Source organism: Vagococcus salmoninarum (assembly GCF_003987495.1).
Taxonomy (GTDB): domain Bacteria; phylum Bacillota; class Bacilli; order Lactobacillales; family Vagococcaceae; genus Vagococcus_D; species Vagococcus_D salmoninarum.
In genome coordinates this window covers 29648-53832 of the sequence record NZ_NGJU01000022.1, presented here as the reverse complement: position 1 = coordinate 53832, position 24185 = coordinate 29648, and the positions used below count along the sequence as shown (strand labels likewise).

21 protein-coding genes are annotated in these 24185 nt (G+C 37.4%); 16 read left to right on the top strand and 5 right to left on the bottom strand.

Going from position 1 to position 24185, the window contains the following annotated elements:
• Positions 1-47 precede the first annotated feature (47 nt).
• From liaX to CBF35_RS12775, 3 genes are all read left to right on the top strand, one after another.
• The gene (gene liaX / locus CBF35_RS12785) at positions 48-1694 is read left to right on the top strand and encodes a daptomycin-sensing surface protein LiaX (protein ID WP_126781819.1); all 1647 of its coding nucleotides are present in this window, start codon (positions 48-50) and stop codon (positions 1692-1694) included.
• A 62-nt stretch (positions 1695-1756) separates the two neighbouring features.
• A complete protein-coding gene (locus tag CBF35_RS12780) occupies positions 1757-2089 on the top strand; it encodes a PspC domain-containing protein (protein ID WP_126781817.1) in 333 nt (110 codons plus the stop codon).
• Complete coding sequence (locus tag CBF35_RS12775) at positions 2089-2448, top strand: phage holin family protein (RefSeq protein WP_126781815.1); 360 nt, start codon at positions 2089-2091, stop codon at positions 2446-2448. The genes CBF35_RS12780 and CBF35_RS12775 overlap by 1 nt, the downstream gene beginning before the upstream one ends.
• 35 nt (positions 2449-2483) lie before the next feature.
• Here CBF35_RS12775 and CBF35_RS12770 read toward each other — a convergent pair whose 3' ends face one another.
• On the bottom strand, positions 2484-4184 hold the full coding sequence (locus CBF35_RS12770; protein ID WP_126781813.1) for an NFACT RNA binding domain-containing protein: 1701 nt from the start codon (positions 4182-4184) through the stop codon (positions 2484-2486).
• A 169-nt stretch (positions 4185-4353) separates the two neighbouring features.
• Here CBF35_RS12770 and CBF35_RS12765 point away from each other — a divergent pair, with 169 nt between their 5' ends.
• The 6 genes from CBF35_RS12765 to CBF35_RS12740 all read left to right on the top strand — a co-directional run bounded on the left by CBF35_RS12765 (position 4354) and on the right by CBF35_RS12740 (position 11634).
• The gene (locus CBF35_RS12765) at positions 4354-5037 is read left to right on the top strand and encodes a hypothetical protein (RefSeq protein WP_126781811.1); all 684 of its coding nucleotides are present in this window, start codon (positions 4354-4356) and stop codon (positions 5035-5037) included.
• Between the two features lie 142 nt (positions 5038-5179).
• Positions 5180-7129, top strand: coding sequence for a S9 family peptidase (locus CBF35_RS12760; RefSeq protein ID WP_126781809.1), 1950 nt, complete (start codon positions 5180-5182; stop codon positions 7127-7129).
• 29 nt (positions 7130-7158) lie between these two features.
• Entirely contained in the window at positions 7159-8601 is a 1443-nt protein-coding gene (locus CBF35_RS12755) for a DUF1958 domain-containing protein (protein ID WP_170174805.1), read from the top strand.
• 363 nt (positions 8602-8964) lie between these two features.
• Positions 8965-9966 carry a tryptophan ABC transporter substrate-binding protein gene (trpX, locus tag CBF35_RS12750; RefSeq protein ID WP_126781804.1) on the top strand — a complete coding sequence of 334 codons (1002 nt, stop codon included), beginning with the start codon at positions 8965-8967 and terminating at the stop codon, positions 9964-9966.
• A 15-nt stretch (positions 9967-9981) separates the two neighbouring features.
• On the top strand, positions 9982-10866 hold the full coding sequence (locus CBF35_RS12745) for an ABC transporter permease (RefSeq protein WP_126781802.1): 885 nt from the start codon (positions 9982-9984) through the stop codon (positions 10864-10866).
• Positions 10867-11634 carry an ABC transporter ATP-binding protein gene (locus CBF35_RS12740; RefSeq protein WP_126781800.1) on the top strand — a complete coding sequence of 256 codons (768 nt, stop codon included), beginning with the start codon at positions 10867-10869 and terminating at the stop codon, positions 11632-11634.
• Between the two features lie 14 nt (positions 11635-11648).
• Here the strand turns inward: CBF35_RS12740 and CBF35_RS12735 are convergent, their stop codons facing one another.
• The 4 genes from CBF35_RS12735 to CBF35_RS12720 form a co-directional block, all read right to left on the bottom strand.
• On the bottom strand, positions 11649-12377 hold the full coding sequence (locus tag CBF35_RS12735; RefSeq protein ID WP_126781798.1) for an ABC transporter ATP-binding protein: 729 nt from the start codon (positions 12375-12377) through the stop codon (positions 11649-11651).
• Positions 12374-13594, bottom strand: a complete 1221-nt coding sequence (locus CBF35_RS12730; RefSeq protein ID WP_126781796.1) for a hypothetical protein — start codon at positions 13592-13594, stop codon at positions 12374-12376. The genes CBF35_RS12735 and CBF35_RS12730 overlap by 4 nt, the downstream gene beginning before the upstream one ends.
• Positions 13591-14733 carry a hypothetical protein gene (locus CBF35_RS12725; protein WP_126781794.1) on the bottom strand — a complete coding sequence of 381 codons (1143 nt, stop codon included), beginning with the start codon at positions 14731-14733 and terminating at the stop codon, positions 13591-13593. Before CBF35_RS12725 ends, CBF35_RS12730 begins: the two co-directional genes overlap by 4 nt.
• Before the next feature lie 92 nt (positions 14734-14825).
• A complete protein-coding gene (locus CBF35_RS12720; RefSeq protein WP_126781792.1) occupies positions 14826-15875 on the bottom strand; it encodes a YdcF family protein in 1050 nt (349 codons plus the stop codon).
• A gap of 318 nt (positions 15876-16193) precedes the next feature.
• On the opposite strand from CBF35_RS12720, the gene abc-f reads away from it, so the two are divergent.
• The 7 genes from abc-f (at position 16194) to aroF (ending at position 24184) form a co-directional block, all read left to right on the top strand.
• Complete coding sequence (gene abc-f, locus CBF35_RS12715; protein WP_126781790.1) at positions 16194-17837, top strand: ribosomal protection-like ABC-F family protein; 1644 nt, start codon at positions 16194-16196, stop codon at positions 17835-17837.
• Positions 17838-18473, top strand: a complete 636-nt coding sequence (locus CBF35_RS12710) for a Vat family streptogramin A O-acetyltransferase (RefSeq protein ID WP_126781788.1) — start codon at positions 17838-17840, stop codon at positions 18471-18473. It begins immediately after the preceding gene.
• 71 nt (positions 18474-18544) lie between these two features.
• On the top strand, positions 18545-19027 hold the full coding sequence (locus CBF35_RS12705) for a hypothetical protein (protein WP_126781786.1): 483 nt from the start codon (positions 18545-18547) through the stop codon (positions 19025-19027).
• 203 nt (positions 19028-19230) lie between these two features.
• The gene (locus CBF35_RS12700) at positions 19231-20520 is read left to right on the top strand and encodes an alkaline phosphatase family protein (RefSeq protein WP_126781784.1); all 1290 of its coding nucleotides are present in this window, start codon (positions 19231-19233) and stop codon (positions 20518-20520) included.
• Between the two features lie 16 nt (positions 20521-20536).
• Positions 20537-21778, top strand: a complete 1242-nt coding sequence (locus CBF35_RS12695) for an MFS transporter (RefSeq protein ID WP_126781782.1) — start codon at positions 20537-20539, stop codon at positions 21776-21778.
• Positions 21779-22252: 474 nt separating this feature from the next.
• Positions 22253-23119 (top strand): shikimate dehydrogenase, encoded by an 867-nt coding sequence (gene aroE / locus CBF35_RS12690; protein ID WP_126781780.1) that lies wholly within the window; start codon positions 22253-22255, stop codon positions 23117-23119.
• Positions 23120-23155: 36 nt separating this feature from the next.
• Positions 23156-24184 carry a 3-deoxy-7-phosphoheptulonate synthase gene (gene aroF, locus CBF35_RS12685; protein WP_126781778.1) on the top strand — a complete coding sequence of 343 codons (1029 nt, stop codon included), beginning with the start codon at positions 23156-23158 and terminating at the stop codon, positions 24182-24184.
• Position 24185: the final 1 nt, after the last annotated feature.

The window sequence follows — 24185 nt, the reverse complement described above, 5'->3', positions numbered from 1 at the left end:
AACTTCTTTTAGAATGATAGGTAATTAGCTAAGGAGGCTATAATATTATGAAAGAACGGGAAAGAGTGTTCGAACTAGTCAAACAAGGAATCATCACAACTGAGGAAGCATTAGTTTTGTTAGAAAACATGGCAACTGAGAAAGATGAAAAAATTGTTAAAAAAGAGGCCTTAGACGTTAAAAAAGCGCCAGTATTTAAAAATAGCTTTGATGAAGATAAAAGTTCAATCAGTGACACACCAGAGCAACCATTTAACGAAGAAGAATTATTTGGTTCAGCAGTCGATTTAGAAGAAGCGGAAGCGGAAGCTTTTGAAAAATTTGCTGATAATGAAGAAGCTGATCGTCAACGATTAGAAAAAATCTTAGATGAATTAGCAACTGAAGCAAATAAAACCTCAGCAGAATTGGATGAAGTCAATGTCGAAATTCAAGGTATCTACTCTGAGTTGTTAGAAAAAGAAGAGCAGTTAATGGTTCTTAACACAATTGAAGAGTTAGATGAGTTAGCTGAAGAAAAAGCAGTGGAACGTCAAACAATTGAAGCTGAAATGATTGCTTTAAACGGCTCGCTCGCTGGCTTAAATGAAGAAAAAGCCGCTTTGGAAGAGAAGTTAAAAGTGATTCGCAAAGAACAAAAAGACAGTAACCGGGAACAATGGTCGAAAAAATTTGAAATTCCGAATGATTGGGAAGAATCATTTACTGACTTTGGTCAAAAAATGGGTGAAGCTGGTACTCAATTTGGACGTAAGATGGGGGAAGCTGGCACTCATTTAGGACGTTTTGTCAAAGAAACAATCAAAACTGTCACAGAGACAGTCAATGACAATGTTGATTGGAAAGACATTAGCATTAAAGTCCCAGGCGTTACAACTAATAGCTTTAAACATGAGTTCTTCTACCCAGAAATTACAGCTTCTTTAATTGATGTTAAAGTAGCCAATGGTCAAGTCACTTTCAGTCAATGGGATCAAGCTGACTTAAAAGTTGAAGCTGACATTAAGTTATATGGAAAAATGGATGCGGAGACACCTTTTGAAGCGTTCTTAGAAAGAAGTCAAATCGACGTGGATGAGGAAAAAATTTCATTCCAAATTCCTAACAAACGGATTAAAGCTGATTTACATTTCTACTTACCAGCCAAAGTCTACGATCATATGTCTGTTAAACTATTAAATGGTGACGTCTCAATTACAACCTTAGAAGCGAAAGATTTGTTTATTAAGAGTACCAATGGCAACATGAGTTTTGAAGATTTAACTGCAACAATGCTTGAAGTTGAAGGTGTTAATGGTGATGTCAAAGTTACTAACTGTCACATTATGGATTTCTTAGCGGAATCAGTAAATGGCGATGCGACGATTCACTCAATCATTGAAAATGCAAATATCTCTAATGTTAATGGCGACATTAAAATTACTGGTCAAGGGGAATCTTTGAAAAAAATTGAAGCTAAAGTGGTCAATGGGACGATTAAAGTGGCAATTCCCCAAGAAGTTGGAATTGAAGGCTTAGTTAAAACGAGCATTGGAACTATTAAAAATCGCCTGACTGAGTTTGAGGTCATTCGTGAGAAAACTGAGAAAACGAATCAAATGTTACAATTCCGTCGTTACAATGAAGAGCAAACCGTTGATGTTCGCTTAAGTACAACGACAGGTAGTATTTATTTAAAAGATACAGATCAATAAACAATTAAGGGTGGGAGCTTGCTCCCACTAAACTAATTTTATTTAAGACGAAGGTGAGATAAATGAAAAAGAGATTAATGAAATCCAAAAGTAACGTCGTTTTTTCTGGTGTATTAGGAGGTATAGGGGAATATTTAGGAATTGACCCGACTATTTTAAGAGTAATTTTTATCTTAATCGTTTTTTTAGGGGCAGGTTCACCAATTCCATTGTATTTCATTTTAATGTTTGTTCTACCATCGGATAAACGCGATCACCGCAACGGAAGCTACAACACGTATGAAAATCCAAGGGATAGCTACCAGAGCTACCATAACTATGGTCAACCAACTAAAGGACCCAAGAAACGTAAAGAAGCTGAGAAGGTCGAAGACGAAGATTGGAGCGATTTCTAATGTCATACTTCCAACGCCTTGTTGTTAATACGTTGACATTCGTTTCGTTATCGATGTTGCTTCCTAATGATATGCTTCACGTCAAGAGTTTATTCGTAGCAGTTTTAGCAAGTTTTGTCTTGTCAATCTTGAATACCCTAGTCAAACCAATTTTACACTTACTATCTTTTCCAATCACCTTATTAACTTTTGGATTGTTTAGTTTTGTAATCAATGGTGTGATGTTAAACTTAACTTCTAGTTTAGTTGGGTCGACTAATTTTGGCTTTTCAAGCTTTGGTGCGGCCATGTTAGTTGCGGTCATCATGTCAGTAGTCAATTCAATTGTGCTTAATCATAAATACGATCAAAAATACTAAAAAAACCATTTAGGGATTTCCTAAATGGTTTTTTATTAGGCTTTTAAGGCTGAGACTAAAGCTTCTTCTGGTGTCACGTAAAGGGTTTTTTGTTGTTCGTAAATAACGTAACCAGGCTTAGAGCCATTTGGTTTTTTGACATGTTTCACTTGGACATAGTCAACAGGGACTGAGCTAGATAGACGGAATTTTGAGAAGTAAGCGGCTAACATGGCAGCTTCACGAATCGTTTCCTCACTAGGATCACTTGATTCAATAATTACATGGGATCCAGGAATGTCTTTGGCGTGTAACCAGTAATGATTTTTATTGGCAGATTTTAATGTCAATTGGTCATTTTGTAAATTGTTTTTACCAACTAAAATCGTCGTCTGATCAGTCGCTAAATATTTTTCAGGTTTGCTTTTTTTCAGCTTCTTCCGATTACCGGCTTTTTGTTTAAAGCGAATGTAGCCTTCCTCGATTAATTCTTCGCGAATCACATCTAAATCCATTGGCGAAGCCAAGTCTAATTGGGAGAGGACAGATTCTAGATAAAGGATTTCACTGTGAGTGACAGCGATTTGACCTTGAATGATCTTTACGCCATTTTTTAATTTCGAATACTTTTGAAAATATTTTTGGGCATTTTGCGCCGGTGATAAGTCCTCTCTTAAAGCAATGTGGATTGGCGCATTGTCTTCATAATAATTTTCCAAAGTAATGCTTTTTAAGCCCCGATCAACTTGATGGAGGAAAGTGGTTAGAAGTTCCCCTTTTTGACGGTAGTTTTCGGCATTTTCAGTGTCTAAGAGGGCTTTTTCTAGCTTCTTGATTTTACTTTTAGCTTTGCGATACTCATTATCAATTTTGCGAATGAGCTCGCCGGCTTGCTGCTTAACGCGCTCCCGTTCAGCTTTCCCCTGGTAGTAGCCATCTAATAAAGTGCTGAGAGTGTCATAAGACTGACTATCTGTACCTAATGACTCGTAGTTTAGAGGCGTAAAGAAACTTTTATTTCCGGAAATGGTTAAAGTCGGTGCCGGGTCACTGTCAAAACGATTCCAGAAAGCTTGCCAAGTCGCTAGTCGTTCTTGAGGGTTTTTAGTTAATAAGTAACTAATTTCTTGAGCGGTATCAAAACCTAACCCTTGAAATGTTTGTTGGAAAAATTTTGGTGTTAGTTCATCAGCTAAAGATAATAGTTCAAACAAAGGACCTTGTTCAATTGTAAAAGGATTTTTTTGCTCTTCATTGGCTGGGGGAGCTAGATACTCCGCGCCTGGTAATAAAGTTCGGTAAGTATTTAAACTAGGTCCGACATGCTTAATACAATCAAGGAGCTTGCCAGTCCGTTGATTGACTAGAATAATGTTGCTGTGGCGACCCATCAGTTCAACTGTTAAGACAATGTCTTCCAAGTCCCCAAGCTCATTGCGTTTTTCAAAAGAAAAATGAATGATCCGGTCGTTAGCAATTTGTTCGATTTTAGTTAAAATGGCTCCTTCTAAATGCTTCCGCATAGTCATACAAAAGTTTGGTGGTGATTGCGGATTTTGATACTCGATTTCAGTTAATTGCATCCGGGCATAAGTTGGATGGGCAGAAAGTAATAATTTATGATTTTTTCCTTGGTTACGGATGACTAAAATAATTTCATTTTCATAAGGTTGATGGATTTTTGAAATACGTCCATTCAACACGGTTCCAGCTAATTCATTGATCATTGTGCGAGTAAAGACGCCGTCGAATGACATAATAAGTTCCTCATTTCTTTTTTATAGTTTAACTAGTTAGTAAAGTTACTAGTTAAAAATCCCTCTATCGGCTGATTTTATTTAAAGGTCTTAAGGATTTTATGATAAGCCTTTCCTTTTTAGTCAGCAATGAGTATACTAATATTATAACAGAGTAAAGGTGAAGTGAATGGATAAATTAGAGAAGATTAAACCAATTGTTATTAAAAGAAGCAAAGAAGTCTTTGAATTTCTGAAAGAACGAAAAGAAATGGTTACATTAACGGTTCTTGGACTAGTGCTAGTCGGTTTGTTTATAACCGTTTTTATTCCTAAGACAAAGGCCCAAATTAGAGTCAAACAAACGGATGCTTTAGCCCTTAAGGACTACACTAATACCGATAAAGTTGTCGGGATTACTTATAACCAGTTAGAGGATACGATTATCAATACTGAAAACGTCGTCGTAGCCCTTGTAGATCAAGATGACCCGTATTACGAAGAGTTCGTCATAGCCCTGAATGATAAGCAAAAAATGGCTGAGTTTCCTGAAAAAGTTTACGTGTATCCAATTATTTATGATAAAAAGAAAACGCGAGATTTTTACAAGCTAGAAAGTGGTTTGACCTTAATTTATTTTCAAAACAAAAAAGAAGTTCAACGAATCAATTTAGACTCTCAAAAAGAAGTTGAATTGTATTTAGTGGATCATTTAAATAGCTTGTTGCGACCGAGTAACTCCGAAGTCATGAAACTTGAGGCAGAACGTCTAGCTCGTGAAGAAGCTGAAAAGCAAGCGGCAGCGGAAAAGAAAAAATTAGAAGAAGAAGAAGTCATTGATGAGTTAAAAAACTCAGAAACGACTGACCAATAAGAATGTTGAAAAAACTGTCTTACGGGACAGTTTTTTTCATTACATTCTTGTCAGTATTGGAAAAAGCCCTTGCTAAAAGTTTGAATAAACGAGATAATTACTTAAAGTATTTGAACTAGTATATTAGAATGGAGGGATGAGAATGGACAAAGTTGGAATTGAGGATTTATTTGTTTTGAAATCGGTGTCCCAAACACTAGTCAGCAATAGTCATTATTTTTATCTTGAAACAAAGATTGACGTTGAGCAGAATACTTATCTGAGTGCTGTTTATAGTCTGACGTTAAAGACAAATGAAAGAAAACTATGGAGTAATCAAAACAGTAAAAATAGTTTGATCAAGACATCCCCTAATGGGAAGTATTTGAGCTATTTATCAAATAATACAGATAATAATCAGATGCAAGTTGTGCTGATACCAATTGATGGGGGTGCCCAGCGTCAAATTACCTTTGAAAAAAATGGGGTAACGGACTTTCATTGGACAAGTAATAGCAGCCAAATCTATTATGTCACTAGCCAAAAAGCTCTCTCAGTCACAAGTGAAAATAGTTTGCCCACAGTTACTGTAATTGATAAGTTGAGCTACAAAGAAGATGGCAGCGGCATCATCCCAGGAAATACTTCTTATCAGATCAAAAAACTAGGGGTTTATGATCAAAAAGGAGAAGTCTGTCTTGAATCAACCAATCCTGTTCAATTAAACTATCTTGCTAAGGATGAAAGTTTTCTGATTTTAAGTGACCCTTTAGATGAGCAGGATGAGTGGCGCTACGGTCAAACTTTGTACTATCGTGATGTCCAAAGTGGGGAGCGCTACTCATTAACTGCAAGTATTCCGAAAGGAAGCTTTGCTTTTTGTGAAATGAATCAAGAGGAGACCCATTTACTATTAGTCGGTAACGATTTTAATTATGGCTTTGTGACTCAACAAAAGCTGTATGTCTATGATTTTAAGGAACATGAGTTAAGGTGTTTGACAACGGATTTAGATGTCGAAGTGAATGACAGTATTATTGGTGATTTCCAGCAAAACCTTCGAGGCGTTCAGCCGATTTGGTTAACTAATCACAGCTATCTGTTTCCGACTACTGAAGAAGGCCGGCTCAAATTATATAAAGGCGAATTAGGTCAGGGCAATCAGCTCTTTATTGACGAACCTCTTCATATTACCGAACTAAGCTTAGATGCTGATAACCAGCAACTATTTATTTGTTACACAACACCAATTTTACCTAGCGCTTTAGGGACAATCGATTTAGTAACAGGTGAAATTAAGGAGAGTTATAACCCTAATCTTAGCTACTGTCAGCAAACAGAGATTGTCGAGCCACAGGAATTTTGGTACCAAGGAGCTGAAGATTGGCCAATTCAAGGATGGTATTTAGCACCAGTTGCGACTCAGGAAAAACATCCGGCTATCTTGTACATTCACGGTGGCCCCCAAGTCTGTTATGGCGCCAGCTTTTTTCATGAAATGCAAGTTCACAGTGCTAATGGTTTTGGGGTGATGTTACTTAATCCCCGAGGTGGGATGGGTTATGGTCAAGAATTTGTGAAGGCCATTCTTGGTGACTATGGTAATCAAGACTACTTAGATTTAATGCTAGGAGTCGATGCTCTTTTAGCAAAGTACCCAGAAATCGATTCGGAAGCCCTCTACGTTGCGGGCGGTAGTTATGGTGGCTTTATGACTAACTGGATCATCGGCCATACTCAGCGCTTTAAACGCGGGGTAACACAGCGTTCTATTTCAAACTGGCTTAGTTTCTATGGTACAAGTGATATTGGTGCTTTTTTTGTTAACTATCAACTTCAAAGAAACTTAGAGCAAGGGGCTGAATTGTGGCAAATGTCGCCACTAGCCCATCTGTCAAACATTACCACGCCTTTACTAGTTCTACACGGTCAAGAAGACTTACGCTGTCCTTTAGAACAAGGGGAACAAATGTATATTGGGATGAAGAGCCAAGGCGTCGAAACAAAAATGATTACTTTCCCTCAAAGTAGTCATGGTTTATCACGGACGGGTTTACCAAACTTACGAAAAAGTCGTTTAGAAAGTATTGTCCAATGGTTTTCAAAAAAATAAAATGTTAAATGAATGTTCAGGAGAAAATAATGAAAAAAATTAAAAAAAGTTTACAATTAAGTGTTGCCAGTTTATTAGTGGCAGTTAGTTTAGTAAGTGGCTCGTTAGCAGTTAACGCCGCAGAAGATATTATGGAAATTACGGCAGCAGAAGGCTACACTGTAGCTGAAAGTTATCGTCCAAAAGCGTCTATTGTCATTGATTCCCAGACTGGTAAAGTCATCTGGGATGATAATTCTGACGAGCAAATGAGTATTGCCAGTTTATCAAAAGTCATGACAGCTTACTTAGCTTTTGAAGCGATGGAGCAAGGCAAATATACTTTAGAGACAGCTCTTCAGCCTTCAGAAACAATCATTAATATTTCGCAAATTTATAGTTTAAGCAATAATAAGATGATGGCCGGAGTTGATTATACCGTTTCTGATTTAATGTATTTGATCTTTATGCCGTCTTCAAATGCGGCAACAGTGATGTTAGCTAATCATACGTCTGATAATGATGAAGCAGCTTTTATTAATAGTATGAATGCTAAAGCGAAAGAGTTAGGGATGAGTAATACGGTTTATTACAATGCCACTGGTGCAACCAGTAGCTCATTCTTAGGTTACTATAATCCTGTTGGCATTGATCCCGATGGGGAAAATATTTCAACTGCTCGCGATCTTTCAATATTAATTTATAATTTATTAAAAAAATACCCGCAAGTCCTAGAATTTACTAAAAATGCCACGCATACAGTTCATCCAGGTCAAATCTCAGAAGAGACTTTTGAGAGTTACTTATTTGCCTTACCAGGGAAAAAATATGCTTACGAAGGCTTTGATGGCATTAAGACCGGTTCTAGTCCTTCAGCCGGTTTCGGCTTCGTTGGAACGGCTAAACGGGAAGACACACGCTTAATCGAAGTTATTTTAGGCGTAGGAGATTGGACCGATCAAGCAGGTGAAGAAGAGCGTCATCCGACAGGAAATGCTTTATTAGATCGTGGTTTTGCTGGTTACGAATATAAAAAAATCCTCGACAAAGGGGAACAAGTCATTAATGATCAAAAAATTACCTTGGAGGCTGATTTTTACGATTTTGTCCCTAAAGACAAAGAAGTAACTTATGAATTAATTGATAATAAGCTTGCTGTTGTCTCTGACTTACCCCAAGTGTCAGATAAGATTGCTGAAAACACGATTCCTTTTAAAGGTAAAGTAACGAACAAGGATAAAGAAAAAGAACCTGAGTCAGCAGCTAAGCCTGGCAAAGGCAGCAAAAACAAAAATTATTTAGTGCCAATTTTACTAACAATTATAGGGATCGCTTTAAGTGTCATCGCAACTTTTGTTAAACCACCACGTCAAGGTCGCCGTCATTCAGGTGGCAGTAGTCTCGGAAATATGCTTTTAATTCTTGGCTTACTAGTCGTTATTACTGGGATTGGTTTAGGTATCGCCATCAATTTAAATTTATTATCCCTTTAAAAAGATTTGACAAGTTCTGACATTCATAGTAAACTACAAATTATATTAAAGAGAAGAGAGGGATTTTCATGAAACAATTATCACTAATCGCAAAAGAGCAAGTTCAAGGTTGGCAAAGCTGGCGTAGATAGTTGTGTGTATGAAGATCCTTTCATAGATGCAACTTTAGAGTACATTCTAAATTGTATCTATGTGGCTAAATAGTAAATTAACAACCACCACATAGAGTAGCTAGCTATGTGGTTTTGTTGATCAAAAAAAGAGTAGGGGAAAACTATCCTAACTCTGACTTGAAGGCAATGACTACTAATTAGGAGTCATTGTCTTTTTGTATCTTAAAATATCATAATGGAGGAATTACTAATGAAAAATAAAGGACTAATCAGTGTGATTATTATTATCGGAACAGTACTTGTAGGAAGTTTTATTTTTGAAAAAAACAAAATGGCAGAAAAAGCTGAAGGGCAAGCTAAAATTATGACCGTTGGGGTTTTACAATTTGTTAGCCACCCCGCCTTAGATGAAATCTATCGTGGGATTCAAGCTGGCTTAGCCGAAGAAGGGTATACCGATCAAGACAATCTAAACATTGAATTTCAAAATGGCCAGGCAGATCAAAGCAAGTTAAATACGATGAGCCAACAATTAATTGATAAAAAAGCCGATGTCCTTGTAGGAATTGCCACACCAGCGGCCCAAGCCTTAGCGAATAACACAAAGGACATTCCCATCGTTCTGGGGGCAATTACCGACCCTAAGTCAGCTAACTTAGTTGCCGATAACCAACGACCAGGAGGCAACATTACTGGTGTCAGCGATCAATCCCCAGTAGACGCTCAGTTAGCCTTAGCCTTAAAACTATTACCAGACTTAAAAACCATTGGCGTCTTGTATTCTTCAGCTGAAGACAATTCCGCCTTTCAAGCAGAGAAGTTAGTCAGCGAGGCAGAAAAGTTAGGGATGACTGTTAAGAAATACCCAGTGCCATCTAGTAATGAAATCTCCCAAATGGTTCAAGTTATGAGCTCAGAAGTTGATGCTATCTACTTGCCGACAGACAATGTGATTGCGAATGCTATGCAAATCGTTGTTGATATTGCGAATAAAAATGACGTGCCAATCATCCCTTCTGTAGATACAATGGTTGAACAAGGTGGTTTAGCCACTGTCGGTATTAACCAGTACGAATTAGGTTTGCAAACAGGTCGAATGGTAGCTGATATTTTAAGTGGCAAGTCAGTGCCAGCCACAACACCGATTTATACGTTTACTACCGGGGACATTATTATTAACCAGAAACAAGCAGATAAATTAGGGATTAAGATTCCTGCAGATATTTTAGCAGAAGCGATTATTACTAAATAGAGAAGAGGAAAAAAGATGTTAGTCTCAGTTATTGGTCAAGGGTTGATTTGGGGGATTTTAGGTTTAGGAATTTTTATGACCTATCGGATTTTGAATTTCCCTGATATGACGACAGAAGGGTCATATCCTTTAGGAGCAGCAGTTTGTGTGATGGCGATTACCCAAGGGATATCACCACTCATCGCTACGGTTTTAGGGGTGCTTGCTGGAATGGTAGCGGGGTTAATTACCGGCTTACTTTATACAAAAGGCAAAATTCCGATTATCTTATCAGGAATTCTCGTGATGTCCGGTTTAAACTCAGTCATTTTATTCGTTATGAAATCACCAAGTTTATCATTGTTAAACCAACCACGAATTCATGATATTTTCAACAAGCTAAATTTACCGAATTATTTTGACACAGTGGTGATTGGCTTAATCGGTCTCACTTTAATTATTAGCTTATTACTCCTTTTCTTTCATACGAACTTAGGGCAAGCGTATATTGCAACTGGAGATAATGAAAATATGGCTCGGTCTTTAGGCATTGATACGGATCGGATGAAAATTTTAGGCTTAACGTTATCTAATGGTGTGATTGCTCTAGCAGGTGCTTTATTAGCCCAAAATGATGGCTATGCCAGTGTTGATAAAGGGATTGGGGTGATTGTAATTGGTTTAGCGTCGATTATTGTTGGTGAAGTCATCTTTGGTGAACTGACCTTAACAGAACGGCTAATCGCCATCGTTGTTGGCAGTATTTTGTATCAATTACTAATTTTAGTCGTAATTAAACTAGGTTTTAATACGAACTACTTAAAAATTATCTCAGCAGTTATCTTAGCAATTTGTTTAATGATTCCGCAAATTAAAAGCAAACTTAATTTAGTTATCGGTACAGAACAGGAGGGGAAATAAATGGAACAAGCAGTCTTAGAATTAATCGATGGGGTTAAAACAATTTCAAATGGTCTTAATGAAACGAAAAACATTATGGATCACTTAAATTTAAAGATTCAACCAGGAGACTTTATTACGGTTTTAGGTGGAAATGGTGCGGGAAAATCGACTCTTTTTAATAGTATTGCTGGTAATCTCCCATTAACTTCTGGAAAAGTTTATATCAAAGGCAACGATGTCACGCAAAAAAAAGAAGAAGAACGAGCCCTCTATTTATCTCGTGTCTTTCAAGATCCGAAGATGGGAACAGCTCCCCGAATGACCGTAGCTGAAAATCTTTTACTAGCGATGCACCGTGGACAAAAACGAGGGCTGAAAGCCCGAGATTTAGAAGCTCATCACCCTTATTTTACGGAACTGTGTCAATTAATCGGCAATGGTTTTGAAAATCATTTAGCAACCCCAACTGGTAATTTATCAGGGGGACAACGGCAAGCCTTAAGTCTCCTGATGGCGACGATTACTAAGCCAGATTTATTATTATTAGATGAACATACAGCCGCCTTAGACCCTAAAACTTCCCGCAGTTTAATGGCGCTGACTGAACAACAAATTAAAAAAGACAATTTGACTTGTTTAATGATTACCCACCGTATGGAAGATGCGTTAACGTATGGCAATCGTTTAATCGTTTTACATAAAGGTCAAATTAAAGTTGATTTAGGCCCAGCTGAAAAAGCGAAGCTAACCTTAGCTGATTTACTATTGTTTTTTGAAGGCGAATAGCAAAAGACTCAAAACTAAGAAAGTTTAGTTTTGAGTCTTTTTTGTAAGTAAATTTCGTTGTAAAGTTCGGAAACACTCAAACTGTCTTGAGAATTGTCTTTTGACCAATCATAAGCAACTTGCTGGTCGTTTAAAAATAAAATTCGCTGGGAAATCTCTTCTAAATTGTCCAGTAAGTGAGAGGCAATCACAATAAGTTTCCCTTCCTGCGCTAAGTCTTTCAATAACTGAGAGACGGTGGCAACTAGAGAAGGGTCTAAGCCATTCATAACTTCATCCATTAGCATAATTGGGGAATTAGTAGCGAGTTGCATGCCTAAGGCTAGTCGTTGGCGCATCCCGTAAGAATAGCGGCGAACAGGTAGTTTTAGAAAAGCACTCATGTCGAGAGTTTCAATAATTTGGGGTAAGTGGGAACTAGGTTGTTGCCATAAACGTTGATAAAGGCGGAGGTGCTCATAGCCAGTTAAGTCAGGGTAAAGGTCTTCTAAGGCCGGTAAAATCGTGATTAATTGATGAATGCTACGATTGGCTTTCGGGCTACCGTAAGTTAATGTTTGATTAATTAAAAGTTTACCAGACTGAGGGGGAATGAAATTTAGGAGCAGATGAAGGAAGGTCGATTTACCTGTACCGTTAGGGGCAACTAAGCCAATAATTTGACCACTGTTTAAAGTCAGTGTTAAGTCTGTTAAGACTTGCTGTTTGCCATAAGCCACAGTAATATTATGGAGTTCAATCATCGGTGCTTCCGCCTTTCTGTTATTTCTGCCAGCAAATAGATGAAGAGTTGTAACAGGAGTAAACTACTAGCAAAAAGATAAGTGCCTTTCCATAAGGCAATGGTTTGACTCCCGAGTAAATAATTTTTCTCACCACTTAAAATATTACCAAACTGAGTGTAAGTCAAAGGGTGCCAACTAATTTCCCGAAAAGTCCCATACCCGCGATAAGCGATTAAAGAATGTGCTCCTAAGCTACTAAAGCTAACTAAGGCAACTAAAAAACTTCTAGGAAAGAAGTGGTTTAAGAATAAAATCAAGCTAAGATTTGTGACAATTAATAACCATAAAAACAAACTATTGTAAAAAAGTAAAAAAATAATTGGTTTGACTGTAAAATTTTCCAAATTTTCTAATGGCCGACCGACCATTTGATAAGTTCCATTAAAAATCGGCATTGGTGTTTGTAAATGACCGAATTGATAGTAGTAACTAGTCAAAGCTAAGATAATTGTCAGCCCTAAGAAAAATAATAAGAGACTAATTAGGAAATGTAAGGAAAGTTTTAGTAAGAGCACGTGATGTCTTTTGATTGGCAAAGCCTGAAAAAGGGAAGGATGAGCCTGTTCTTTAATTAAACTGTCCATACTCATTAACGTACTGGCAATAAGTAGGCTAAATGGTAAAAAATAAGTAAAACTCCGATTTAAGAAATGTAAGGCACTTTTTTCAGCAATTAAGTCCGTTGTGACTGGAAAATCTACTTGACTAAAGGCTTGAAGTTGGCGACCTTTATAACCGTAAGCATAGTGGCCGTCATTTTTACCGTAGTGATGTTTGTAGGAAAAATAACGGCGGGGAATACTTAACCCACTATTGGCACGCCATAATAAATCTTGATAGTAGTCAGCAGTGACGGCGGCATACTTAACTAGTTCATTCCTTTCGAGATAATTGAGACGTTCTTCTTGGGTCTGTAATGCTAAGTTTATCTGAAAGATTTCCGCTTCAATTGCTAGCTCAGGTTCTAACTCAGCCAACTCTGCTAGCCGCCCTACCAAGCCATTAATTTGGCGAGTAATCAAGGCTTGATTAATATCTTCCCGAGGTTGATACGTTGTTATTTGCCAAAAGCTATATAAAAAACAACTAGTTAGAAATAGTAGGATGATACTTAAGTTTTTACGATTCTTCAAAAGAGTCGTACTTTCGAAAATAAAATAGCCTAAAAATGTCATGGCTTTTCAGCTCCTTTCCTAGAAAAGTTAGTTAGGAAAGAGGGATTCTTCACATAGCTGAGCCTGCTTAAAAGGAGAGTTAAGCAAGTAATCCAGACTGTAAGGATAAGGAGTCCTTTAGCCACCGTTAGGTTTTCTTGTTTAGTGATTTCAGCTAGACGGCCTTGAAGTAAACTTAAAGGTGCTAAGTAATAAAACCAAGAGCGTTCTAAAAGCAATGGTTCCATCTGCCAATGGCCACTTAAAAAGATTAAAAAAAGAGAGGAAATAGTTATAAATAAAGAACGGGTCAAAGGGACTAAGATTAAAGTCAGTAAGGAAATCAAAGAAACAAGTAGTAATAAGCAAAGAAGGAGCAGTAAGAGGTAAATTATCAGGGGAACGACTTGAAAACCATTAGTAGTATACAGAGGAATGACTGTTAAATGGTTATTAAAACCAAGAGGGATCGCTAAAAATAAGGCATAAAGGCTGAGGGTAAGGAAGAAAAAAGCGAGAGTTAGGAAACTGATCGTCACAAGGTGTGCTAACAGCCGTTGATTTAAGGCATAAGGCAAACTTTTAATAATTGATGGATGGCTTTCTTCTTGAAAGGCTAAAAAGGAACTAGTCATAATCGCAAAACTTAAAGTTGCCATAGTTAAAAGCGGCAATAACAAAGTAATCCCTTGACCAAGGCCATGCTGATTAAAATTAAGGACTAAGGACTGAGCCTTTAAGTAGTTGTGTAAGGTTAGCTCAGCTTCGATTTGGTGAAGAGGTGGCAAGAAGCTTAGTCCCTCAGGATAATAAGCTAGTAGGGCTAATTCATTTTCCCGGAGTTGGCTAACTGTGTTGGAAAAATTGTCATACTTATCTAAGAAGACATAAGAATAAAGACGATTGAGAAGTTGTTCTTCCTTAACTAACAACGCTCTTTTTTCTTGATAATCAGCTGCCCGAGGGTCGGTTTCAAGTTCATTAATGAAGGAATGTATCCCGGCAGTGGCAGTCGCGGAGTCAGCGGCTTGTTGGTAGCGGTCTTGCTGTAAATAGGCCCAGGCTGACAAAAAGCTCAACAAACTAATTAAGCTTAATAAATAAAGGAAGAGCCGACTATTGCCAAAGGTTTTTAAATAAGTCAAAACTAAGAAGAACATAGGCACACCTCCGAAGTTAGAATTTACTTGCAAGTATAGCTGTTCGTATTTTTAAAAACAAGAAAAAAATAAAAAACCTTTCCGCAGAAAGGTTAAGTCAATAAAGTAAGCAGCAGTGGGATTAGTGACAGGATAAATAAGCTAATGATTACCCAGAGATGTTTTTTCTTCGTCATGACTAAGTAGCCAACGTACTCGCGAATAAAGGCAGTAGGTAAGTAGTAGAGGCGGGTCTTTGATCCGACACCCCGAACTTTGATTCCTTGCTCAGCAGCTAATTTACCAGCCCGTAATAAATGATAATTGTTTGTAGCGAGAACAACACGTTTATTTTTAAAACTCGAAATGCCGTCCTGTTCTCTAGCAATTTTTTCTGAAAAAATTAGATTTTCCCGAGTATTTGTCGATTTATCTTCTAAATGAAGGGTATTTAACTGGTAACCTTCTTCGTGAATGTAATTGGCCATGGCTAAAGCTTCGGAAATTTCTTCATCAGCCCCTTGTCCCCCAGATAAAATCAACGTTGGTTGATGATTGAACCGTTCTTCTTGTTTGTGATAAAGAGTGATGGCAGCTTGGATACGACTAGCTAATAAAGGGGTGACTTTGTCTTTATTTAAACCAGCCCCTAAGACGATAATGTAATCAACTGGTTGATTGAGTGGAAAGAGATTAAAAAGGAGACAAGTTAAGCTATATAAGATAAAAATGAAACCAAAGTAAAAAACAGCCAAGTTAAGGAAACCGAATAAACTTAAGATCACAGTGTTACTTAATTTAGTTGTCACAAAAAACAAGCTAATTTCAAAAAAGATTAAGGCGGTGGCAATGATTAAAGGTAAAAAATTACTAAAAGAAGGCCGTTCATGTTTTAGTAAGACCCCTTCGTTCCAAAATAAGGCAATAATTATGCCATAGATGCCAAAGAGTCCACATACTAGTAAGACTAGAATGACTGGCAAGGCTAGGAGTAAAGCTAGGCTTTGGCTAAATTTTTCTAATAATAAGACAGTTACTAAAAAAATCCCCCCAAGTAAATATAAGAAAAAGCCACCAGTCAGAAGACTTGTTGGTTTTTGGTTAAACCAATACAAAAATAAAAAGCATGGTAAGATGAGAAATAAACTGATAATTAGTAACATGGAACTCCTCCTTAGAATGTTATGTTAATAGTGTAACATTTTTTTCCTTTGAAAGTTTTTTTACAAATCTCTTAATCTTTGCTATACTATGTCTATTAGATGAAAGAACGAGGTATCAGTGCATGAAAATATAATCTTATTGAGCCATTTTATTTTAATAAATAAAAACAATAGGATTAGTGTGCACTTTTTTAAAAAAGCAATGAGACAATAATAAGGGGTTAAACTCTTTATTTACGTGCAACTACTAATCCTTCCAAAAATATTGGAAGGATTTTTTATATTAGAAAGATTCTTCCTAATCAGGGAGTTGATTTAATGAAAGAATTAGTTAAATTACAAAAGATTGAGCTAGAAAGAGACAGTCGGAAAATTTTCGAGATTGAACAATTAGTCATTAAAAGCGAAAGCATCATTGGGATTGTCGGTGGGAATGGTAGCGGTAAGAGTACTCTGTTATCATTATTAGCTTTTGAAGAGGAAGGGTATCAAGGTAAGTTAGTAACAGAACTAAAGGCAGAAGAGATCATCCTCGTAAAACAAGAAGTGGCAGCCATCGGTGACAGTGGCTTCAGTGATAGGGTTGGCAGTCAGATCAAAGAGTGGCAACGCTTAGAAGGTTATGACGCATTAAGTGGTGGCGAAAAACTCAAAAAACGCTTGAGTAATGGCCTAGGTAAAGTTGGTTCCTTATTATTACTAGACGAACCAACAAACCATTTAGATGAAAAAAGCGTGTCAGAATTAGTCCTCGAGTTGCAAAACTACCGGGGGACGGTCGTCGTTGTTTCCCATGACCGGCAATTTTTAGACCAAGTTGCCACAGAGATTTGGTCGATTGAAGACCAAGTAGTTACTAGCTACCCCGGCAATTACAGCCAATTTAAACAACTACGAGAGCAAGAGCGGGCTCAACAAGCCAATGAGTTTAGTAAGCAACAAAAGGAAATTAGAAAAATTCAAGGCGAGATGACACGATTGACTAATTGGTCGGAAAAAGCCCACCGAGAGTCAACGAGTCCGAATAAAAGTGAGTCAAAAATGGGGTCAAAAGAATATTTTAGAATGAAAGCTAAAAAAATGGACCGCCAAAGAAAGTCAATTGAAAAACGCTTGTTGGCAGATTTAGCTGATAAAACAGTTGAGCGCGTCAAAGATGAGGCCCAAGTTAGCTTCAACTTACTTGAAGGCCAACGAAAGCAAGGGCCACTTTACTTAGTCAACTATTTGTCTAAAAGTCTAGGGACAAAAAAATTGTTTGAGGATGCTCAGTTGACAGTCCAATATGGGGATCACCTTGGAATAATCGGGGATAATGGCAGTGGTAAAAGTACGTTACTTAAAATTTTATTAGGGGAATTAACTTTTGAAGGCAGTGTCTGGCGTTCGCCCAGTGCTCAAATTGGTTATTTAAGTCAAGAGGTTCTTGATTTACCAGAGGAAGTCACAGTTGCTGATTATTTAGATGTTCCCCGTTCAGCTGAAAGTCAGGCAAAGACCTTGTTTGTTAACTTAGGGTTTAAGATTGAGCAGTGGCAAGTCGTTATAAAGTATTTAAGTATGGGAGAACGAGTTAAACTAAAATTAGTTGCCCATATTATTCAGGAAAAAAATGTCTTAATTTTAGATGAACCAACTAATCACTTGGATTTGCCTTCCCGGGAACAGTTAGAGAAAGTCTTAAAAGCTTACGAAGGAACATTGATCGTTGTTTCCCATGACCCGTATTTTAGAGAACAAGTTAGTCAACGAACTCTAGAAATTCGTCAAGGGAAGTTAATTGATCCAACTGTGACGAGCCAAACAGGGACAAATTCAGATAAAATGTTGTTAGAATTTAAAAAAGCGGAACTTTTAGCAACGTTGTCAAGTCAACCAGTCACTAGCTCAGCTTATCAAGTGGCAGATCAAGAATTTCAAAAAGTCTTAGAAGAATTAAAAAATATTAAGGAGTTGTTGTAAATGAATGGCCCAAACCCTGATGAAAAATACCCTTTAGCCGGTAATCAAAATCTCCAATTTGCTAAAAACATGGTTAGTCGTAGTAACGTTGAAATTGGTGACTATACGTATTATTCGGCTGAGGCTGGTGAAAGTTTTGCAGAAAGAATCACTGATCATTATGAGTTTATCGGTGATCGACTTCTGATCGGTAAGTTCAACGCAATTGCCAGTGGGGTAACGTTTATGATGAATGGCGCCAATCATCGGATGGATGGCTCTACTTATCCTTTCAATATTTTTGGCAATGGCTGGGAAAAGGCTACGCCAACGTTAGCCCAACTGCCCTATAAAGGGGATACTGTTTTAGGGAATGACATTTGGATTGGTCGTAATGTGACGATTATGCCCGGGATCACCATCGGTAACGGGGCGATTATTGCTGCCAATACAACTGTCGTTAAAGACGTACCAGCCTTTGGAGTCGTAGGGGGAAATCCAGGAACTTTGCTAAAAATGCGCTTTTCACTAGAAAAAATCGCTACATTACAAGAACTAGCATGGTGGGATCACCCAATTGAAAAAATCACAGAAAATTTAACAAGTATTTTAAGTTATGACGTGGAAGCTTTATTAAAAAACTTTGAAAAAAGATGACAATGTTGAAAGAAATAACTTCTAAAAAACACATTTAAGGTATAATTAATGTAATCTTTTGGAGGTGGGTTATGAATAAACTAGTTATTTTATTTGGGGTACTACTTGTTTTAAGTAGTTGTCGTGAAAGTAAACAGTTGTCACCGAATGATTCTGAAGAATTTGCAATCGAAAGTTTTGAGACTTATCCGGCTGTGGCGGAAGACTTAGCCAATGCTCATATTTATCAAGTCTTAAGAAATGGCCGGACCCAAGCCCAAGGCATGTTTATTTTTGAAGGTCAGAAACTGCGAGTTTATAAAACATATACCCCGCCTAACCCTAATTTATCAGCAGAAAAATTAAAAAACATTCAAGAACAGATTGTGATCGAACTTGGCTTAAATGATTATTCTGAATTTGAAGAAGTTTTTGAAAAAACTTATGATGATGTTGAAATTACAACTAAAAACAATCATTTTTTTCTGACTGTGAGTGACAGGACTTACGAGTTAATTAAAATTGGACCTAACCGACTGAAAGACCCTTTAGGGATTGAATACGAAATTAGATAAACGAATTTTCAAGGAACCCGTCTTTAGCAAAAGCAGATACTCACTAGTGATGAGTGTCTGCTTTTTTCTTATTTCAGTTATTTTATGTTAGTCAGCTAGGCAATATTCAGTTAGCTGAGGTCTTCGATAATATAACAAGGCGAAAAAGTAGTGGTCTTTTTTAAGAGTTTGCTATAATAGTAGATAGAAAGCAGGTGAAAAAAATGTCCAAAAAATTAGTTGTTATTTCAATCGATGCCTTAGGGGCCAGTGATTTAAGTGGTGATTTAAGTCATTTACCAACATTGAGGAAATTACTGAAAAAGGGGACTCATATCAAAGCAGTTACAGGTATTTATCCGACTTTAACTTACCCTTCCCACACAAGTATTATTACTGGGGAGTACCCATTAAAACATGGAATTATTAATAATACGAAGCTTCAAAGTCAGAAAACTTCACCAGATTGGTTTTGGTACTATCAGGCAATCAAAGTTCCGACCTTGTATGATTTAGCTCATCAAGTAGGCTTAACAACGGCGGCTTTTTTATGGCCAGTAACAGCAAAAAGTCCGATTACTTATAACATTGCTGAAATTTTTCCTAATCGCATTTGGACAAATCAAGTCTTAATCTCATTACAAGCCAGTTCACCGTGGTTTTTATTCGATATGAATCGTCGCTTTGGTCATTTAAGACAAGGCATTCAACAACCTTACTTAGATGATTTTGTGACAGCTTGTGCAGTTGATACGCTAGTTAGTAAGAAACCAGATCTAAGTTTGATTCATTTAGTTGATATGGATAGTCAACGGCATGAACATGGTGTTACTTCTCAGGAAGCTCAAGCTGCTTTAGTTCGTCAAGATCAGCGAGTCAAAGAAATTATTGAAAGTACTAAAGTTGCTGGCACATACGATCAGACGGTTTTCGCTATTTTAGGAGACCATTACCAAATCGATGTCACTAAAATGATTCGTTTAAACTATGAGTTTGGGCTACGAGGGTGGCAGCGAACTAATAAGAATCAGACGACTAAAAGTGATTGGGATGTTTATGCAAAAAGTGCGGATGGTTCAACTTACATCTATTGTCAAGAGTCAGCTACAGTAGAGCCGCGAGAAATTCGGGAAGTTATTGCAAGGGTGGAAGGCATTGAAAAAATCTATACAACAGAAGAAGTGATCCACCAAGGGGGGCCAGCTAATTGTACTTTTATGGTAGAAGCTCAGGCCGGCTATTATTTTACCGATGAAGCCCAAGGGCCAGTAGTTGAAAGTGTCCTGCCTTCAGAGATTGGTTCGACTAATCGTTACCGGGCTGTCCATGGTTATTCTCCTCAAAAACCAGATTATGCAACAACGATTGTTTATGCGGGTCCTGGAATTAAAGAAAATTATCAGATTGAACAAGGGCAGTTAGTTGATGAAGGACCAACATTTGGCGCAATTTTAGAGTTGCCACCATTTCCTCAGACGACAGCTGGTAAAGTTGTTTCAGAAATATTTGACTAAAGAGGAGTGGAAGTAAATGAAATTTACGAAAGAAGAAAAAAGCTGGATTCTGTATGACTGGGCTAACTCAGCATATTCATTAGTTATTGTCACAGCGTTATTACCTATTTATTTTAAATTTGTGGCAGGCAATGCCGGTATCTCAGATGCCAACTCAACTGCTTACTGGGGCTATGCTTCGGCGATTGGTACTTTAATTGTCTCCTTAGCGGCGCCAATTCTTGGAACATTAGCAGATTATCAAGGGTATAAAAAGAAATTATTTAGTTTATTCGCCATCTGTGGCATGATTACAACTGGGGCCTTAGTTTTAGTGCCAGATCAAAGTTGGTTAGCATTATTAGTAGTTTATATTATTTCCCATATCGGTTTTTCCGGTGCCAATGTCTTTTATGACGGCTTTTTAGTCGACGTGACGACTGACGACCAAAACGATAAAGTCTCATCTTACGGTTATGGCTTTGGTTACATTGGTAGTGCCTTACTTTTTATTGTGGTAATGATTTTACAACTATTTGGGGCTGATCTCTTAGGAACTCAACTAGTAACAAAGTTAAGCTTTATCTTAACAGCCTTGTGGTGGGCAGTCTTTTCGATTCCTTTTTTCAAGAATGTTCATCAGATTCACGGCATCCCTCATGACCCCCAACCGATCAGAACAAGTTTGAAGCGGCTGGGGCAAACGATGAAAGACATTAAAGACTATCGTCAGATTATGTTTTTTTTAATCGCGTATTTCTTTTATATTGACGGAGTTGATACTATTTTCACAATGGCCACCGCTTTTGGGATGGATATGGGAATTACTAGTACGACCTTAATTATTATTTTATTAGTCGTTAATATTGTAGCTTTTCCATTTACGATTTTATATAGTTATTTAGCTAAACTATTTGGTACAAAACCAATGATTTTAACAGCGATTGTCGTTTATATTGGCATTTGTATTATGGCAATGTTTATGTCGAAACCTATTCATTTTTGGTTACTAGGCTTACTAGTTGGGAGTTCTCAAGGGGGGATTCAAGCCTTAAGTCGTTCTTATTTCGCCCGAATTATTCCTAAAGAACGGTCGAATGAATTTTTTGGCTTTTATAATATTTTCGGTAAATTCTCAGCTGTTTTAGGGCCCTTGATTTTTGGAGTAATGACCCAATTAACAGGGAAATCCCAATATGGCATCGCAAGTTTGATTTGTTTATTTATCCTTGGTGGTGTCATGTTATTCTTAATGCCTGAGGGGAAAGTTCAAGATTAGTTTGGGCATATCTATTTGTTAACTTGTTCAATATTACAGTAATTTAACAAAAAAGGATTGACATTAAAAAAAGTTAAGGCTATACTAAGAACAATTCTTATTAAAGAACAGCGAAAGGAAGTTATAATTATGATAAAGCACGTAACTATTACACAATTGAATAATTATTACTTTAGCTATTTTAGATAAGTTTGTAGCCATAATACATTATGGGTACAAACCTAACAGTTTGTATCTGTGATGGCTAAGGATTATTTTTAACGACCAAGCCACAGAGATGAAATATCTACAGTGGCTTTTTATATGTTTGAATCTAAGTGTATTGCGCATACACTTTTGGGGAAGACGTCCACTGTAGAGTTAGACAGTGGACGTCTTTTGTTTTTGAAAAAAATAAAGTCAATCAGAGAGAGTAGGCTATCTAAATAAGGTATAATAGTTATATTAAATAATTCACAAGCAAGGAGCAAGCAGATGATTACAGGGGAAACTCGCTTAGCAGGTGTCATGGCGACACCAATTAAACACAGTTTGTCACCATTGATTCATAATACTGGTTTTACTTACAAGACTATTGACAGTGTTTACTTAGCCTTTGATGTTAGCCAAGAAGAACTGCCACAAGCCTTAGAAAGCATTAAAGTCTTGAATATGTTAGGCGTCAACTTATCCATGCCTCTTAAACAGTTAGCCTATGAATTAGTTGATCAAACGACAGCAGCCGCTGATTTAGTCGAATCAATTAATACGATTGTTCATCATGAGGGGCAATTGATTGGTTACAACACAGACGGCATGGGGTTTATGGCAAGTTTAGTAGAAGCCGAAGTGGAAGTGATTGGTAAAAAGATCACCGTCCTAGGAACTGGCGGGGCGGGGTTAGCAATCATCGCCCAAGCCGCTTTAGATGGGGTTAAACAAATTTACGTCTTTAAACGTAAAGGTGGGGACTTTGATAAGGTGAAAGAAAAAATTTACAAAATTAGCCAAGTCACAAATTGTCTGATTACGTTACTCCCTTTAGAAGAAAAGGCCTTGTTAAAAAATGCAATCGCTCAAAGTCACTTATTAGTTAATGCAACGAGTGTTGGCATGAGCCCTAATGAAGATGACTCGCTAATTAGTGAAACTCATTATTTTCATGACCAGCTAGTTGTGGCAGACATTGTTTATCAACCGGAAGAGACTAAGCTACTGGCTTTAGCTAAGCAGGCAGGCTGCCTAACAGTTAATGGCCTAGGGATGTTGATCCATCAAGCAGCCAGTGCTTTTGAATTATGGACAGAAACGAAGTTACCTATTAAGGAAGTCAAAGAAGCAGTTAAAAATCAAATAAAATAAAACAGTATCAAAATGATACTAATGGAGGAAAGTCAAATGATCGTAATTATGAAATCAAACGCAACGAAAGACCAAGTGAAAGTTATTATAGAGAGAGTCAAAAAAGAAGGGTTAGAAGTCCATTTAAGTGAAGGCCAAGAACAAACCATTATTGGTTTAATTGGGGATACTCGGAATGCCCAAGAAATTGGATTTGCTAGTTATGAAGGTGTTGAAAAAGCGGTTAAAATCACGTTATCTTACAAATTAACTAGTCGTGAGTTCCACCCAACGAATACGGTCGTTGATGTGGATGGCTTGAAAATCGGCGATGGCAGTTTAGTAACGATGGCTGGCCCTTGTTCGATTGAAGGGTTAGAGTCAATTATGGAATGTGCCCGGATTGCTAAAGCTGGGGGAGCGACAGTCCTTCGTGGTGGTGCTTTTAAACCAAGAACGTCACCATACGCGTTCCAAGGCTTAGAAGAAGAAGGCTTACAATACATTCGTCAAGCTGCTGATAAATACGACATGAAAGTGATTACTGAAGTCATGGACGAAGCAAACTTAGAATTAGTCTGTAAATACACAGATATTTTACAAGTCGGCGCCCGTAACATGCAAAACTTCAAATTACTTGAAGCGATTGGTCGCACTGGCATGCCTGTAGCTTTAAAACGCGGAATTTCAGGAACGATTGATGAATGGTTGAACGCTGCCGAGTACATCGCTAACCAAGGCAACTTCAAAATTATTTTTGTTGAACGTGGCATCCGAACTTACGAAACAGCTACCCGTAATACTTTAGATTTAAGTGCTGTCCCAGTTATTAAAAAATTAAGTCATTTTCCGATTATCGTTGATCCTAGTCATGGTGTTGGAGTTTGGGATTACGTCCCACAAATGGCAGTTGCTGGGGTTGCTGCGGGAGCAGATGGTTTAATTGTTGAAATCCACCCTGAGCCTACGAAAGCTTGGTCAGATGGGCAACAATCATTAAATGAAAAAACCTACTTAAATATGATGGAACAAGTCACTATTATTGAAGCCGCAATGACACAAATCAATCAAATTAAATTAGTTTAGG

Excerpts from the sequence above, each read along its gene's own strand:
- aroF (WP_126781778.1), top strand. The coding sequence starts at position 23,156 with ATGATCGTAATTATGAAATCAAACGCAACGAAAGACCAAGTGAAAGTT.
- CBF35_RS12770 (WP_126781813.1), bottom strand. The coding sequence starts at position 4,184 with ATGTCATTCGACGGCGTCTTTACTCGCACAATGATCAATGAATTAGCT.
- CBF35_RS12705 (WP_126781786.1), top strand. The coding sequence starts at position 18,545 with ATGAATAAACTAGTTATTTTATTTGGGGTACTACTTGTTTTAAGTAGT.
- aroE (WP_126781780.1), top strand. The coding sequence starts at position 22,253 with ATGATTACAGGGGAAACTCGCTTAGCAGGTGTCATGGCGACACCAATT.
- abc-f (WP_126781790.1), top strand. The coding sequence starts at position 16,194 with ATGAAAGAATTAGTTAAATTACAAAAGATTGAGCTAGAAAGAGACAGT.
- trpX (WP_126781804.1), top strand. The coding sequence starts at position 8,965 with ATGAAAAATAAAGGACTAATCAGTGTGATTATTATTATCGGAACAGTA.
- CBF35_RS12740 (WP_126781800.1), top strand. The coding sequence starts at position 10,867 with ATGGAACAAGCAGTCTTAGAATTAATCGATGGGGTTAAAACAATTTCA.
- CBF35_RS12720 (WP_126781792.1), bottom strand. The coding sequence starts at position 15,875 with ATGTTACTAATTATCAGTTTATTTCTCATCTTACCATGCTTTTTATTT.
- liaX (WP_126781819.1), top strand. The coding sequence starts at position 48 with ATGAAAGAACGGGAAAGAGTGTTCGAACTAGTCAAACAAGGAATCATC.
- CBF35_RS12735 (WP_126781798.1), bottom strand. The coding sequence starts at position 12,377 with ATGATTGAACTCCATAATATTACTGTGGCTTATGGCAAACAGCAAGTC.
- CBF35_RS12775 (WP_126781815.1), top strand. The coding sequence starts at position 2,089 with ATGTCATACTTCCAACGCCTTGTTGTTAATACGTTGACATTCGTTTCG.
- CBF35_RS12725 (WP_126781794.1), bottom strand. The coding sequence starts at position 14,733 with ATGTTCTTCTTAGTTTTGACTTATTTAAAAACCTTTGGCAATAGTCGG.
- CBF35_RS12765 (WP_126781811.1), top strand. The coding sequence starts at position 4,354 with ATGGATAAATTAGAGAAGATTAAACCAATTGTTATTAAAAGAAGCAAA.
- CBF35_RS12700 (WP_126781784.1), top strand. The coding sequence starts at position 19,231 with ATGTCCAAAAAATTAGTTGTTATTTCAATCGATGCCTTAGGGGCCAGT.
- CBF35_RS12760 (WP_126781809.1), top strand. The coding sequence starts at position 5,180 with ATGGACAAAGTTGGAATTGAGGATTTATTTGTTTTGAAATCGGTGTCC.
- CBF35_RS12745 (WP_126781802.1), top strand. The coding sequence starts at position 9,982 with ATGTTAGTCTCAGTTATTGGTCAAGGGTTGATTTGGGGGATTTTAGGT.
- CBF35_RS12710 (WP_126781788.1), top strand. The coding sequence starts at position 17,838 with ATGAATGGCCCAAACCCTGATGAAAAATACCCTTTAGCCGGTAATCAA.
- CBF35_RS12730 (WP_126781796.1), bottom strand. The coding sequence starts at position 13,594 with ATGACATTTTTAGGCTATTTTATTTTCGAAAGTACGACTCTTTTGAAG.
- CBF35_RS12755 (WP_170174805.1), top strand. The coding sequence starts at position 7,159 with ATGAAAAAAATTAAAAAAAGTTTACAATTAAGTGTTGCCAGTTTATTA.
- CBF35_RS12780 (WP_126781817.1), top strand. The coding sequence starts at position 1,757 with ATGAAAAAGAGATTAATGAAATCCAAAAGTAACGTCGTTTTTTCTGGT.
- CBF35_RS12695 (WP_126781782.1), top strand. The coding sequence starts at position 20,537 with ATGAAATTTACGAAAGAAGAAAAAAGCTGGATTCTGTATGACTGGGCT.